General features: G+C 32.3%; 14 protein-coding genes and 2 pseudogenes. 6 read left to right on the top strand and 10 right to left on the bottom strand.

Features of this window, described 5'->3' with window-relative positions; all coding sequences use genetic code 11:
• Positions 1-59: 59 nt before the first annotated feature.
• From HGO49_RS06235 to dnaG, 7 genes and pseudogenes are all read right to left on the bottom strand, one after another.
• Positions 60-461, bottom strand: a complete 402-nt coding sequence (locus HGO49_RS06235) for a cytochrome c-type biogenesis protein (RefSeq protein ID WP_010401557.1) — start codon at positions 459-461, stop codon at positions 60-62.
• On the bottom strand, positions 445-1458 hold the full coding sequence (locus HGO49_RS06230) for a hypothetical protein (protein WP_017532638.1): 1014 nt from the start codon (positions 1456-1458) through the stop codon (positions 445-447). The genes HGO49_RS06235 and HGO49_RS06230 overlap by 17 nt, the downstream gene beginning before the upstream one ends.
• Positions 1459-1465: 7 nt before the next feature.
• Positions 1466-1813 carry a ferredoxin family 2Fe-2S iron-sulfur cluster binding protein gene (locus tag HGO49_RS06225; protein WP_017532639.1) on the bottom strand — a complete coding sequence of 116 codons (348 nt, stop codon included), beginning with the start codon at positions 1811-1813 and terminating at the stop codon, positions 1466-1468.
• 240 nt (positions 1814-2053) lie between these two features.
• On the bottom strand, positions 2054-3874 hold the full coding sequence (locus HGO49_RS06220; RefSeq protein ID WP_237398591.1) for an ankyrin repeat domain-containing protein: 1821 nt from the start codon (positions 3872-3874) through the stop codon (positions 2054-2056).
• A 138-nt stretch (positions 3875-4012) separates the two neighbouring features.
• A pseudogene (locus HGO49_RS07390) lies at positions 4013-4294 on the bottom strand (DnaJ domain-containing protein); the annotation flags it as partial.
• A gap of 259 nt (positions 4295-4553) precedes the next feature.
• Positions 4554-5852, bottom strand: coding sequence for a Na+/H+ antiporter NhaC family protein (locus HGO49_RS06215; RefSeq protein ID WP_017532641.1), 1299 nt, complete (start codon positions 5850-5852; stop codon positions 4554-4556).
• A 98-nt stretch (positions 5853-5950) separates the two neighbouring features.
• Positions 5951-7702: a DNA primase gene (gene dnaG, locus HGO49_RS06210; RefSeq protein ID WP_017532642.1), complete on the bottom strand. Its 1752-nt coding sequence runs from the start codon at positions 7700-7702 to the stop codon at positions 5951-5953.
• A gap of 144 nt (positions 7703-7846) precedes the next feature.
• Here dnaG and ubiG point away from each other — a divergent pair, with 144 nt between their 5' ends.
• The 3 genes from ubiG (at position 7847) to tsaB (ending at position 10856) form a co-directional block, all read left to right on the top strand.
• Positions 7847-9013: a bifunctional 2-polyprenyl-6-hydroxyphenol methylase/3-demethylubiquinol 3-O-methyltransferase UbiG gene (gene ubiG / locus HGO49_RS06205; protein ID WP_017532643.1), complete on the top strand. Its 1167-nt coding sequence runs from the start codon at positions 7847-7849 to the stop codon at positions 9011-9013.
• A 107-nt stretch (positions 9014-9120) separates the two neighbouring features.
• A complete protein-coding gene (locus HGO49_RS06200; protein ID WP_017532644.1) occupies positions 9121-10251 on the top strand; it encodes a cation:dicarboxylate symporter family transporter in 1131 nt (376 codons plus the stop codon).
• On the top strand, positions 10251-10856 hold the full coding sequence (gene tsaB, locus HGO49_RS06195) for a tRNA (adenosine(37)-N6)-threonylcarbamoyltransferase complex dimerization subunit type 1 TsaB (RefSeq protein WP_017532645.1): 606 nt from the start codon (positions 10251-10253) through the stop codon (positions 10854-10856). The genes HGO49_RS06200 and tsaB overlap by 1 nt, the downstream gene beginning before the upstream one ends.
• Here the strand turns inward: tsaB and HGO49_RS06190 are convergent.
• Positions 10826-11410: an adenylate kinase family protein gene (locus tag HGO49_RS06190; protein ID WP_017532646.1), complete on the bottom strand. Its 585-nt coding sequence runs from the start codon at positions 11408-11410 to the stop codon at positions 10826-10828. The genes tsaB and HGO49_RS06190 overlap by 31 nt on opposite strands.
• 235 nt (positions 11411-11645) lie before the next feature.
• Between HGO49_RS06190 and HGO49_RS06185 the strand changes: the two genes are divergently transcribed.
• Positions 11646-12356: a class II aldolase/adducin family protein gene (locus HGO49_RS06185; protein ID WP_017532647.1), complete on the top strand. Its 711-nt coding sequence runs from the start codon at positions 11646-11648 to the stop codon at positions 12354-12356.
• A 175-nt stretch (positions 12357-12531) separates the two neighbouring features.
• Here the strand turns inward: HGO49_RS06185 and HGO49_RS06180 are convergent, their stop codons facing one another.
• A complete protein-coding gene (locus HGO49_RS06180; RefSeq protein ID WP_026092714.1) occupies positions 12532-13179 on the bottom strand; it encodes a heme exporter protein CcmB in 648 nt (215 codons plus the stop codon).
• Between the two features lie 107 nt (positions 13180-13286).
• On the opposite strand from HGO49_RS06180, the gene HGO49_RS06175 reads away from it, so the two are divergent.
• Positions 13287-13664, top strand: coding sequence for a TraR/DksA family transcriptional regulator (locus tag HGO49_RS06175; RefSeq protein WP_017532649.1), 378 nt, complete (start codon positions 13287-13289; stop codon positions 13662-13664).
• A 96-nt stretch (positions 13665-13760) separates the two neighbouring features.
• Positions 13761-14849: an IS481 family transposase gene (locus HGO49_RS06170; protein WP_096616077.1), complete on the top strand. Its 1089-nt coding sequence runs from the start codon at positions 13761-13763 to the stop codon at positions 14847-14849.
• A gap of 53 nt (positions 14850-14902) precedes the next feature.
• On the opposite strand, the pseudogene HGO49_RS06165 reads toward HGO49_RS06170, so the two are convergent.
• Positions 14903-15269: pseudogene (locus tag HGO49_RS06165) on the bottom strand (transposase family protein); the annotation flags it as partial.
• Positions 15270-15287: the final 18 nt, after the last annotated feature.

Genomic DNA, 15287 nt, shown 5'->3' with positions numbered 1-15287 from the left:
ACTCAAATGTTCGTATAGTAGCTACTTGCATTTGTTGTAAACTCACTTTTACTCTATAGTTATCTTTTTACTACTTTATCTATTTTCTGAACTGATTTTCGTATTAGAAAACATCCAATAAGAAGAATTATAAAAGGAATAAACCATAAAATGTAGGTACTAGATTTTACAGGTGGTACAATGATAATTGAATCTCCATAAGAATTTTTTAACTCTGAAACTATTTGCTCATTAGTATATCCATCACTGATCTTCTTGCGAATTGTCTTACGCATACCATATGCAACTTGAGACTCAGATTCGGATAATAATTCACCAGAGCATACTGGACACTTTATTACTGCAAATAAGCTACTTGCTCGCTCTTCCATGCTTTCGTCTCTTAGTTTATCATCCAAAGTAAAAGCATTTATGCTTAAATGGAATATCAATGTAAAAAGTAAGCTAATTACTATTCTCATTCTTGGTGAATTGAGTGATAAAATCAGTAGTGGATAATTTTCCAATAAAGCCTGAACCTACATTATTGTCGTACTTTATTGAAAATTGAATGTCGTTATTAGTGATTTTTTCTGATAAGGAAGATATTGATTTTTCCAATTTATCTGCAGTCTTTGAATCATTAGTCACAAACGAAATTAATTCTTTATAATTTGATATGGCTACATTAATTTTATCTTCAAATGAAGATGTAACTAAATTGTAATTAGTTACTCCACCATTCGCAGCAATAGAAAAGTTATTACTCTCAATCAAAAATTTTTCTATGTTGAAATTAATCTTAGAAGCTGAAATATGGTTTACAAATTCATAATCTAATTTAGCGTCGACACTAAGGTAATTTTCAGGACTTGCAGTATGTTTATAACGGTAAGTATAAAAATCAAATTCTAGTTTAGTATTTTCATTCAGTTCTTTATCAAAGTGAAATTGAATGTAATTACTTTTATCATTCACTTCGGTTATAACACTTTGCTGATTTTCTAAAACATCACATTTTAATCCATAATCTTCGTAACGAAATGTATCTATATAGTCTATTACAGTGCTATTCCTGTTGAATTTTAATGAAGATAGTAAATCATTTAGTTTAACAACAAAGTGGCTACTCACGTGTGTGTGACACTTTATATTCTTTTTCTCATCACTACGGACAGCAATATTTACTTTATTGCTCGGTATATAGATATATACTGACTTATCAAATAATCTGTTTTTTATCACTAAAGCTTCAGATGAAACAGTTAATTGCTCATTAGAAAATTTTGGATTCGTTACACGAAAAACTAGGTTAAAAGGAAATCCCTTAAAATCATGTGAAATATCAACTTTTTCGTCATTAATGTAATCAGTTAAAAGACTTTTTACCTTAAATGCAGAAAAATACCAAAAACCACTATACGCTAGAGGAATAAACAAAGGTAAGGAGATGAGAATATAGACAAAAATTTTACGCATGATCCTCTTACTTATCTAATGATATATTTCTTGTACCTCTGGGCACGGTTACGCACAAACCGTCAATATCTTTTGTGATTTTTATTTGGCATCCAAGCCTCGATGTCTCTGTTAAACCGAAAGCTAGATCCAGCATGTCATTCTCCTCATCAGATATAGGATTATGTGTTTCTACAACATCATAAAATTTTGGATCAACAATCACATGGCATGTAGAGCAAGCAAGAGAACCTTCACATGCACCTTCAAGCAGATCTGGATCACCTCTATGGGCTAAATTAAGAAGAGTTTCTCCCTCTGCAGCTTCATAACTTTTCTTACTTCCATCAGGTAAAATAAAAGTAACGGATGGCATACTATTAAAATCTCTACTAATTTCTCTATATTCTACAAATAATAACTAATATTTGCAAACTCTTTGTAATTCCATTGCCTATCTCTTGTCATCTATATTCCTATCAAGAAAGTAAGATAGATACCACCAGCATCTCACAGAATTGTAAGTATAGAATTTCCTTAGTTTTAGATTTTACTAAATATATTACTGAATTAATATCATCAAACTTGATCTGCCATTTCTCCTGATCTTAAGTTATCATTTTACCGCTAGCGTTTGATCAACTACAATTTCAGCATTGCTATCTTTAAGTAAATTTGCGGGACTACTATAATGATATGTGATTGCAGCAACAACAAGACAACAAACTCCAATTCCTATCCCTACCGCTAACATTCCTGAACAGACTGCAATAGCTACACCTAAAGCAACTCCAACTACTGCTAACGTAGAAGCAATTATGATAGAAATATTACGACACTTAGTATGAAGTTCCTTTAGTTTATCTAATGCAGGAGTACCATCTTTATATTTTAGCTCTTTTAGTACATCTTTATTTTCACATTTGTTAAACAACTTCCAAGCATAACTTAACCTTGACGCTTGACCATAAAACCCCTTCTCAACATATTCAACCAAGAGATCAAACGAAGTTTCATCTTGGTAATTTTTAACATAAAATCTCGCACCTGCACTCACAAGTGATTCAACTTTGCAAAGCATTGACTTATCGGAGTGCAAGTTTCTTAAAGCATGATGTAGAGCTGTATTCCCAACTTCATCTTGATAGTCAACTTTATTTCTATATAAAAAGCAACCAAAAATCTTTTTATTGCAATCGCTTGTAACGATATTTTTTAAAGTAATACTTGAAATTTTTATGTTATTTTCAACTAGGAGATCTAGAGCTTCTTTATGGTTACATTCAACAATAGTATCTACTAATCTATTCAACTCAGGAGTACCATTTAGACCTTCTGGTATAACTTTATGTTTGCCAAGTAACCTCACAACTAAATCTAAGCTTCGCATAGTTCTATGTTTGTTCTTCCCTTGAGAAAACTCAAAAGCATTATCGCACTCAGAACACTCATTAACATAATCAACTAAGAGATCAAATGGAGTTTCACCTTTTTTATTTTGAACATCAAGCCTTGCACCTTTACTCAGAAGAAATCTAGCAAAACTTTCGTATTCATAACGGTCATAATCAACCTCTTTTAAGGCATAATGTAAAGCTGTGTTACCGTCTTTATCACTTAAATTTGAAATCTGTATGTTATTTTTGGCCAAGAGGTTGAAAATTCCTTCGAAACGATACTTGGCAGCAAATTCTACCAGTTCATTTAACGCAGAAGTACCTTCTAGCTTCTTCAGCTCATAAATTTTACAACAACTAAGCAACGCTGAAACATTATTCAATCTTTCTATTACTTCTTCCTTAGAAAAAAATTGTTGAGCATAATTAACCAAGAGATCAAATGGAGTTTTATCTTTTTTATTTTTAACATCAAGCCTTGCACCTTTACTAAGAAGTGACTCGACAAGATCTTGGTATTTCTTCGATTCACCACAAACAAACCATTCTAATACATGATGTAAAGCTGTATTTTCTTCTTCATCTTTATAGTTGATATCTAATTTATCTAAGTACTTATTAAAAAAATAATTCAAAAACTCTTCAGATTGGTATTTATAAGCATAGTTTAAGATGTCATTTGGTGATATTTCTATCCTTCCTTCAAAGAGCTTGAAAATTTCCACACGATCGTACGCAATAGCAATTTGCACTAGATATACAATGTCATTAGTGTCAATGGTAACTTCTTTTATTATAGAGCTACAATCTTCAAGGTTGCCTGACTCGATCTTTCCCAACAATCCCAGAATAGTGATTATATACTCAGGTTTGAGTTCTACTTTTTTAACCTCTTCGAATCCTTCAGTCTCTTTAGCTTCGCCTGTCTCATTTGTTTGTTCAATCCCCTTGGGTAGCTTTCCTGCTTGCTCTCTGCTTAACTCGGAATATTTCCGAAAATATATATTATATATTTTGTTGAAAATTTCCACTTGATTCATTTTTTCCTCGGTTTTAAGTGCCTTTTTGTTTAACTTATGTATTCCTTTTTCTATTTCATCTGCTTTTTCAAAAAACTTTCTCATTTCTTTTTCCCATGACGACCCCCTCTCATAAGCTTGTTGACTAACATTCTCTCCCCTATCGTACTGAGCTTTGTTTGTTTGATCAGATAAAATTTCGTATGCTACTGATATTTGCTTGAATTTTCCCAATTTCTCTTTAAGCTCAGCCATTTGACCTTCTTCCGACTGTGATAGTAGCTCTCCGTCCTTCTTTTTTTTCTCTAACCTATCTAACTCTTGCGCTTCCTTATGCAATTTATCTGGATGAAGCTTAAGTGCCAATTTGTGATATGCTTTTTTTATCTCATCGTGAGTAGCATCTCTTTTTACTCCTAATATTTCATAATAATCAGGCATTTGTTTCTCCACTATTTTTATACATTTTTGATTATACCACTAATACCACATCTTTATGAAAGCACGGTACTGACATATAAACATTTTAGCAAATATTGTAATAATTGTCAATTTATTAACAAATTGAGTGAAAATTTGTAGAAAAATGAGTTGTGAAAATGAAAGTTTAGCAACAACAGATTAATTTATATATTAATATTGCTCAACTTTACAGCATAATCAGTTAGCATAATTTCCACAAAGCTACAGAAAGAGTTGTTTATGGTAATTGAGGAGCTACAACCGCATGACGTCTGCCATTAATAACTATTTCACTTATTGCAACTGCTGCAAAAACAAAACAATAATATACTTTTGTTAGTACAGCAATAGGTGAAAGAGAGGCAATGCTGCTTGCTAGCAATATTTGAGAACCATAAGGTAAGATACTTTTTGTGATCGCAGTAAATATCTCTAATAAATACGCACTACGGTGTGGTGAAATGTTATATCTTTGTGCAAGTCTTTTCGCAATATTACTAGTTAATAAAATAGCAACAATATTGCTGGAAACCAAAATAGTAAACATAGATGATATTCCTGCAATCATAAGTTCAGCTTGACTTCTTGTAAGATTCACCTCATCGGTGAATTTATCTATCTTTTTCTGACTGTATTCGTACATTAAGTGGCTTAATCCACTACTGAAAAGAATAAATATCATTACCTCATTCATCTTATTAAAACCCCTACATATATCATGAGAATAATCAATAATAGAATAATCAAAAAAAGCTATTCCTAATATTCCAGCAACAACCATATTAACAGCTAATGTTACCAGTGTGTTTATTTCAAATAAACCCATAATTATTAAAGATATATAAGGGATAATTTTGACTATGGATAAATAATTCAGACTTGAGAGAGAAACAACTTCTGTGCTATTTGAAATCATCACTAGATAAGTAAGTATTATAAGACCTGTAACAGATCCTGTCTTTAGGGTTAGTTTTAGTTTATCCTTTACTGAAGCTCCTTGTGAAGAAGTAGCAGCAATAGTAGTGTCAGATATCATTGAAAGGTTGCTGCCAAACATAGACCCACCTATCACAGCTCCAACGCCCACTGCACAATCAAAAGCTCCATTTTGTGCTAGATTCACAGCTATTGGTGTTATAAGTGCAATAACTCCGATTGATGTGCCTATTGCACTTGCAATAAACGCAGAAATAAAAAACATTCCAGGAAGTAATAATTGTGCTGGAAGAAAGCAAATAGTTAAGCTAGCAATCACATTTATACTACCAAGCGATTGAGTAACAGTAGAAAATGCCCCAGCAAGGAGAAAAATCAAACACACGGTAAGAGTAGTTTTATTACCCATACCTTTTATAAGAGTATCAACGCTATGCTGAATTTTGTTTTTATTGAATAGAATAGCAAAAAATAATGCTGGTAATAAGCAAACTAACGGTGAAATTTGATGAAGAGGATTACCAAGTCCGATAAAAGAAAAATAAATACCACTTCCAAGGTATAAGGCTAGAAAGATAATAAGAGGAAGAAATGAAAACACTTATCGTAGTTGAACAAACCAGAAATATACTAGAATAAGCTATTTTAAGCAACTACTAATACAGTGTTTTTCTAATAATTTTGAACATCTTAAGCCATCTACTTTTGAATAAACTCCATCTGCATTTCTTGTATACTATCCTCTATTTGCTTTATTTGTTCTATTAGCCTTTCCTCTAAGTCAAAATTACCGCCCAGCCTTGCTTTAATTTTTTCTTCTTGTAATACATTCAATTCTTTCTGTAATACTATGTTATTCAAGACAGTTTCTGCAGATTTTCTCTCGTTTAATTGGCTACTCAGTACATTAGTTTTTTCAAGTATAAACTTTATAACGTCAAGTTGTTCTAATTCTTGTAATAAAACTTTTTTACTGAGTTCGCTTAGATTATTTGTTAAATCAATTATACGCTGTTGTAATCCTTTCATTTTTGTATTAGTAAATTCAAAATGGGAGAATTGCTCAAAAAATATAGGCTGGTTTAAAAGTTCGGGAAACTCAATTACTATACGCAGAGTTATAGCTTGATTTTGCTCTGCTTCAATTAATTCTGGAGATTTGTCGTAGAGATACTCCCCTTTTGTTTCTCTGAGTCTACTTTTAAAAATTTGCTTTTTAAAGCTACTTCTCAGTTCGTTAACTTTTTTATAAAAATAATCTCTATAATACCTTTTAATGCTGATGTTACTGATAGCGTTTACATATTCCATGAATTTGTGCTCAAGAATTGAATATTTTTCCGGAGCAAATTTTTCATAATTTTGCAAATTGCTACCAATTATGTGATGCCATAAATATTCAGAGTGCAGTTCTGTTGAGCGGTTAAAAGCGGATAGTACATCTTCCGTCTTATATTCTAGTTCATTGCATATATCGTATGGGTCCTTGTTGCTTGGCAAAGTCACGAACTTCAATGTGTATCCAGGCTCCAGTATCGGCAGAACAAGTTCTGCAATTCGAATAGCAGCATGACATCCAGGACTATCGCCATCCATACAGATAGAAATTTCTTTAGCAAGTTTCCAAAGATTTTTTATCTGCTCTGCAGAAATTGCGGTACCAAGCGGAGCAACTGTATTGCTAATTCCCGCTTGATGTAGTGCTATTACATCCATATATCCTTCAACAACAAATAGATGCTGTTTTTTGCGTATTTCACTCAAAGCAAAGTTTAATCCATATAAATTTTCTCTTTTCTTAAAGAGCTGACTCTCTGGGCTGTTTAGATACTTCGGCTGTTGCTCAGAGTTCAGCGCACGTCCGCCAAAACCAATAACTTTGCCCGTGATGTTGTGTATAGGAAATATCAGCCGATCATAGAAATAATCACGAGAATTCTTATTTATTAACCCAACATCGATCAAAATCTCGTCTTTAATACCAGAGGAGTTCAAATATTCCTTCAAGCCAGAACTTGGTGCATAACCTATTCTAAATTTATCTATAATTTTGGGTGATATCTTACGCTGCTTTAAATAATCTACAACGCCCTGATTTTTTTGTGTAAACCAATTTGCAGCTAAATTCAGTGCTGAAAACAGTTTGTCGTTTTCTTTAGCAAAGCTGAGGTTTTTGGGTAACTCAATACCTGCAAGAGATGCCAATTTTTCCAACGCTTCCTTAAAACTTAAGCCCTCAGTTTGTGAAATAAACTCAAATGCATCACCATGAGCTGAACAACCGAAACAGTAATATAAGCCCTTAATATTGCTGACCGAAAAAGATGGAGTTTTTTCGTTATGAAATGGGCAGAGTCCAACAAAACTATCTCCTCTTTTTATTAACCTAACTTTTTTTCCTACTATGTCGGACAACAATAATTTTGACTTTATAATATCTATATGATCCATTTTACCGAATTAGTAGTGATAGGATAAAAATTATATAGAATTTATGCATACCTGACTCGAAATTTATTCAGAAAGATCAGAAGAGCTTGACAGAAAGCTCAAAATAAATTACTCATATAGCATCCTTAAGTTGCAATTTTTCATATGTCAGCAATAATATCAATTGCTTCAGACCATGCAGGTTATGAATTAAAATCAGAAATAAAGCCTTACCTAGAAACTTTAGGTTATACAGTGATAGACCGTGGCTGCACTGTTGAGCAAAAGAGTGTAGACTACCCTGACTATGCTGCTGAAGTTGTAGAAGATATAACAAATAAAAAAGCAAATTACGGGATATTAATTTGCGGTACGGGCCTTGGTATGAGTACTGTAGCAAATCGTTTTGAAGGAATCTACGCTGCTTTATGTAATAGTGTTGAGATTGCAAAATTAGCTCGCGAGCATGGTAACGCAAATATACTGTGTCTCGGTGCAGGATTTACTGCAAGTGAATTAGCAAAAGATGTAGTAAAACAATTCCTCGAAACAGAATTTTCAAAAGAAAGTAGACATAAAGAACGCCTTGATAAACTTAGCAATATTAGCAAGAAAAAAACCACAAAAACTTATAACGAAGATGAAATATCAAAATTCGCTAAAATAGCAGGTGAATGGTGGAATGAAAATGGCAAATTCAAGCCATTACACATGATGAACCCTGTAAGAGTATCATACATTATTGAGAAAATAAAAGAGTTAAAAAAATGCGATTTAAAAGAACTATCATTACTTGATGTTGGGTGTGGTGGAGGCATTTTGTCAGAGTCAATGGCACGTGTTGGTATTAGCGTTGAGGGAATAGATATATGTGAGGAAAACATAAAAGTTGCACAGTCGCACGCGAAGAAAGTAGGGTTGAATATAGAATACACACACACTAGCATTGAAGAGCTAAGCAATGACAAGAAGTACGACGTGGTTTTGTTGATGGAAGTAGTTGAACATGTGGATAATTTAGAGTTTTTCATGAAAAAAGCAATAGCACTATTGAAGCCAGAAGGGCTAATTTTTATATCGACAATAAATAGAACTATTAAATCTTTCTGTCTTGCAATAATTGGTGCAGAATACATATTAAATTGGCTGCCAAAAGGCACACATAATTGGAATAAATTTCTCAAGCCATCAGAAATTGCAAATCACCTAAGAGAGAACAATGTAACACTGCAAAACATGGCTGGTATGGAATATAATGTAATAAAGCGTGAATGGAACTTAACCAAAGGTGTGGATGTTAATTATATACTTTGTGGAAACGTTGTAATTTGAAATCTCATTCAAGTACTAGAAGGTAATGCAAATACTTTAGGCAGTTTTGCTTTACTTAGCAGCTAACTTACCATATGTATGTCTATAGGATATCGCTATATTAGAATATGTTACAATTACTAACCTTACTTGCTGTTATCACTTCAGTTATATTTTTTGGTCATCTAGTTCCAATGGAAGTGAAAGCCTTCTTGTACTCAGTAAGCCTTAGCATCAAAGAGGTTTTGCTATTTATCATGCCTTTCATTGTTTTTGCATTAATCTTTAGTAGTGTTAACAATCTTAAGCAGTCGGCTATAAAGTTTATATTGTTACTTATTATAACGATTTTCTTGTCGAATTTAGCTTCAAGTTTAATAGCTTATTCTGCTTGGCATTTTATCATACAAAACACTTATTCAATACACGATATAACGTATGAAGAAACAATTCTTCCTTTATGGTCGTTTAGGATACCTGTATTGCTTTCTAACTTTCATGCTCTTGCTTGTGGATTTGTGTTCAGCATAGTAGTGTCAACACTGTTACCAAAAAAAAGCAAAGAGCTTTCGAACAAAATATTAGATTTAACTCTCTTTATTTTGAAGACGTTTTTTACTCCAATTATTCCAATGTTTGTACTTGGGCTTGCTTTAAAAATGGAACATGATCAGGTTTTACCCATAATATTTAAGGATTACTCAATAATTTTTATTATTATATCATCTGCAACCTACCTTTATGTTTTTTTCTTATATGGAGCAGCAAATTCATTCAAGATCACAAGCTGGATAGCTAGTATAAGCAATATGATACCTGCATTTATTACTGCAATGAGCACAATGTCTAGTAATATAGCTATGCCGCTTACTCTTGAAGGAAGCGAAAAAAATGTAAAGCAACCTGATATAGCTTCGTCTGTTGTGCCAATAACTGCTAGCTTTCATTTAGTAGGCGATTGTTTTTTTATTATAATATTATCAATGATAATTGCTTCTGGTTATTCATTGTGTACAACAGACTATGTAACTTTTCTTCTCTATTTTTTGTTATTTAAATTTGCTATTGTTGCAGTTCCAGCTGGAGGAATTATGGTAATGCTACCTATTCTTGAGAAATATCTTAAATTCTCTCCAGAGATGCTTTCATTAATCACAACATTGTATATAGTGTTTGATCCAATAATAACTTCAGCAAATGTTATGGGTAATGGCGCCTTTGCTATAATATTTTCAAAACTTTATGGTAAGCTTAAGTAATGTCTATTTTAGCAATTGATACTGTAGGTGCTGGTAGTTCAATAGCAATAATTGATCACGATGGTAATTGTTTTGTGGAACATAATTCCGCTAGCAATAGTCATGCAGAATCATTTTTTCAAATACTGAATACTTTGTTTGATAAGCATAGTTATAACTACGATAAAATAGACCACTTAGCAGTGGTAGTTGGACCGGGAAGTTTCACTGGGATTAGAGTTGGTGTATCAGCTGCACAAGGTATAAATCTTGCTACAAATAAGCCGTTATATGGGGTTAGTGCGCTGGAAGCTCAAGCATATGCAATATCGCTACTTTGTGCAAATAGCAAAAAAAATATTAAAGCTATAATCGAAGATGATCAAAAGTTTTATACGCAGTTATTTGATTTCAATTTATTACCGCTATTAAATCCTGCTGTAGTAAGTGAACTCCAGCCTGAAACGGACTGCATTACATATATGGATTGCAGTTTACCAAAGTTGGATGCTAGCCATGCAGGGCTATTAGTCCGTTATAGACTAGAAAATAAACAAAAATTAAATGGTGTTGAGGCTCTATATTTAAATGAGCCTCAGTATATGAAATTGTTGCCTATTTCGTAAACACTATCAATTTGGCCAAATTTGTACATCTGACTTACTATTTCCTCTGCTACTTCTTTTATACTCATATTTGAATTTTCTATCTCTATAGCATTTGGTGGCACAAATAAATCTTCCGCTCTAAATTTAATACTATTTATATTGGTAACCTTCCTATTTTTTCTTTGCTTTTTTAATATAGTACGCTCTTGTAATATCAATGAATTGCACCTAAGTACTATGGGAAGGATTTTTGTGCTCATTTTTTTACTAAGTTCTACTATTGAGTTATATATTGTTATGTTGTCATTATTATTTTTCATTAAGTCATCAAGAAATATATAATTTTTTGAATCAATTGGATAGGCTTCTACTGCCTGAAGCATAACCTGCACAATGTTATATATTCTATTTTGAATTTCTTTGGAAGTTTGATTATATTCAAATCCACTTACAATTAGTGCATTTATCATACTAGATAATACTATTGCTGTAGAAAGTTTACCACTTCCTGGAAGACCAGTGATATATATGAAAAATTTTGTTAGCTGTTTTTTTATGTCAATGCTTACCATATTACTTTTAATATTAAAACCTACATTTATAATAACATAAAAACAAGGCTTTAAAACATATGAAATATTACATAAAAAGCCGTTTTTATAGTTAAAATATTATGTAATCTAGAAATGTAAACTCTAACCACCTAAGGCAAGTAAAAGTGCTTAGTATTTTAAAGTAGGTTCACTTTTTAGTTTATAATAAACTTTTTTTCACGTATAAATCTTTAGAAAATTTTAGTCAAGGGTTATGTTGTTAATAAATAGTGAGTTGAAAAGAGGCCTAGTTAACGCCTATCAGATTTTATCTTATCTTAAATTAGATGATCATACGTATACTCATCTCTCTGTACGTTCTGAAGATAAAAAGTCATTTTATGTTTATCCGTTTGGTATACGTTTTGATGAAGTAGATGAAAGTTCATTGATGAAAGTATCGTTTGATGGGAATATAATTGAAGGCAAAGAATATCAATATAATAAAACTGGCTATGTAATCCATGGCTCCATTTATCAAGCAAGGAAAGATATTCAAGCAATTTTTCATCTACATACACCTTCTATTGTAGCAGTTTCTTCTCTCAAGGATGGATTACTTCCAATAAGTCAGTGGGCGCTGCACTTTTATAATAAGGTATCTTACCATGATTATAATTCCCTGGCACTTGATGATACGGAAGAAAAAAGATTAATAGCTGATTTGAAAGAAAATTTTGTGATGTTAATGCGCAATCATGGATCTATAACATGTGGTCAGACTATACAAGAAGCAATGTTTTATACGTATCACTTAGAACAAGCTTGTAAAACTCAATGCTTGACGCTAGCAATGAATAGGGAGTTGTCAATTCCAAGTGAAGAAATTTGCTCAAAAGCTGCAAAGGATCTTCTGTCTTTCGAAAGCAATCTTGGTGAGAGAGATTGGCACGCATGGGTTAGGTTGATTAAAGGTAAGTTATAAAAGTTTCTGACTCTTCGATAGATATTAGATTTCTTGCATAACCAGCCAGTCTGAAATCCAATAATGGTTTCACACGCTGTAACTCTTCAATTCTGCAAGAAATCTAATGTCTCCATCTCTACTTAAGTTAACACCCTTAACTAAGCAGATACAAGTAAATAACTAGTAAGTTTTTTCAATCCTGCTCCACAGCAAATTTTAATGCTATGTGAGTAGTTATAGTGCTGTTAACAATTAAAATGACAAAAATTAAGATGGTGATTAGTAGTGTATAAATATTCAAGGATAAATTTTCAAATTGAGTTAGCAATTTGAAATATATAAAAGTTGGCATTATCATTGGCAAAACAAGAATTTGCGATACTCCTGATGCTAAGTTATTTCGACCAATCATCAATGCATTTCCAGTAGCTGAAATATTAATGATTATCAGCGTATTAAATAATAAAGACACTCCAACTGCTATTGAATGTTCAATACTATTGCCTAGAATTGCAAAGCTGAACATGAAAGAAATCACTGAAATCGGTAATCCAAATAACAACCAGTGAGCGAAGATTTTATAAGCAACTATCAGCCTAGAAGAGAGTGGCTGTACAAAGATTTGCTCTAATATTCCATCATGATAATCAGATGTAAATAAATTATTTGTAGAGATCTGCAAAACAAATGTAGCACATATCCATGTTAATGTTAATATGACTTCTTGTTTACTGTTGTTTTCAAGTGTATATGAAGATAAAATTAACATTATAATAAAAATACATACTATATAAGTAAGATTATTATCATTTATTACTAATTTTTTTACCGAACTAATCATACCAGGATTTTAAATGTTTATTATAAATTATAGTGTTTACTTTGAGGGTAGTATAATTTTTTTGTTTATAAGTTATATAAGTTTTAATATATTTTATTGATAATGCTATGGAAAAATTAACAAAAATAAAATTACCGGAAGATTACGCTCCTTCAGAAAATGAAGAATATATGAACGTAAAACAACTGGAATACTTTAGCTTAAAGTTACAATCAATACTCTCTGAACTGGAGAAACAAGATCTAGAAGATAGTAGTATTTATTCTGATAGTGAAAATGGAGAATTAATTAAGCGCCGAAAAGATAGAAAAGAAAAAATTAAGGAGGCGTTAGAAAAAATAAAATTAGGCATTTATGGTTACTGCGATGGAACGGGAGAAGAAATAGGAGTCGAAAGACTTAAAGCTAATCCGCTTGCTATGTATTGTATTGAAGAACAAGAGAGAATAGAAAAAGAAAAGAACGTGTATAACATTAATGATTAGAACTTGTCCGGGAATTGATAAATTGTATTAAACAAGACTTGATCTGACACTTTAAAAAAGTAAGTTATAAAATAATAAAAGAAAGGAGTGTTAGAAATGAGTACGATACAAACAAAAATACTAAAGCCGAAACTAGGATTGCTAGAGCTAGCAAAACAGCTTGGAAATGTGTCTCAAGCATGCAAGGTTATGGGATATTCAAGGGATACATTTTATAGATTCAAAGAACTATATGAAAATGGAGGAGAAGAAGCGCTGCATGAGATAAGCAAGAAAAAACCACTTATGGCAAACAGAGTCTCTGAAGACATGGAAAGAGCTGTAGTTAATATTGCAACAGAATTTCCTGCATATGGACAACAAAGAGCTGCAAATGAACTGAGAAAAAGGGGCATAATAATCTCTGAAGGTGGAGTGAGATCTGTATGGCTGAGAAATGACCTTGAGACCTTCAAAAAAAGACTGAGGGCTCTTGAGGCAAAAGTTATGCAAGATGGAATAATTCTAACAGAGGAGCAACTTGCGGCTTTAGAAAAAGTTAAAGAACAAAGGGAAGCACATGGTGAAATTGAAACAGAGCATCCAGGTTATTTAGGTTCTCAAGATACTTATTATGTAGGCAACATCAAGGGTATAGGAAGAATCTATCAGCAAACTTTTATTGATACTTATTCGAGAGTGGCTTTTGCTAAGCTTTATACAGATAAAACTGCTATTACCGCTGCTGACTTGCTGAATGATAGAGTAATACCATTTTTTGATGTACAAAGCGTGCCATTATTGCGCATTTTGACCGATAGAGGTACAGAATATTGTGGCAAACCAGAGAATCACGCTTATCAGTTATACTTAGGAATCGAAAATATTGATCACTCAAGAACTAAAGCCAATTCTCCGCAAACTAATGGCATATGCGAGAGATTCCATAAGACTATGCAAGATGAGTGTTACAATATTATTTTTCGCAAGAAAATCTACAATTCTTTGGAAGATCTGCAGATAGATGTTGATCATTGGTTGCGTTCTTATAATGAGACAAGGCCTCATTCAGGCAAATATTGCTATGGCAAAACGCCTACTCAGACTTTTCTTAATAGCAAACACATTGCTTTTCAGAAAAATATTAGTAGCATGAAACAAGAGACTGATATTAGTTTTAACTACCTCAATTCTTCTGTCAGTTAATTCATCCCTGTCAGATTAAGTTGTGTCTAGTACAGATAAATTCAAGCATATATATGATTTTTTAAATGTTCTCCTTGGTATCCCATCAAAATTTTTTAACTTTAGTATCTTTTTTTCTTATATTATTTAATACCACCTTTATCATTTTCGTTATCAGCGCCTACGTAACAATCTAGTATAAAACCCTGAGTATCTGTAATTATATGCCTTTTTCTACCCTTTACTTTTTTACATAGCCTTTGATTCCCCTTTTTCTGTAGTCTGTACAGATTACTATACAAGCACTTGACTGATCATATAGTAAATACCGCCATTTACACCTGTACACAATACATAGAAAATTGCTTCTAATATTTCTCTTTTGCTATACTTTGACGACCTTCCTCCTTTCCTGTATGATACTCTGAAGTAGCTTTCTATTCTTGTCCATTCCCTTTG

Source organism: Wolbachia endosymbiont of Diaphorina citri (assembly GCF_013096535.2).
Lineage (GTDB): Bacteria > Pseudomonadota > Alphaproteobacteria > Rickettsiales > Anaplasmataceae > Wolbachia.
The sequence above is the reverse complement of the archived record's forward strand: the minus strand, read 5'-3'. Positions and strand labels throughout refer to the sequence as shown.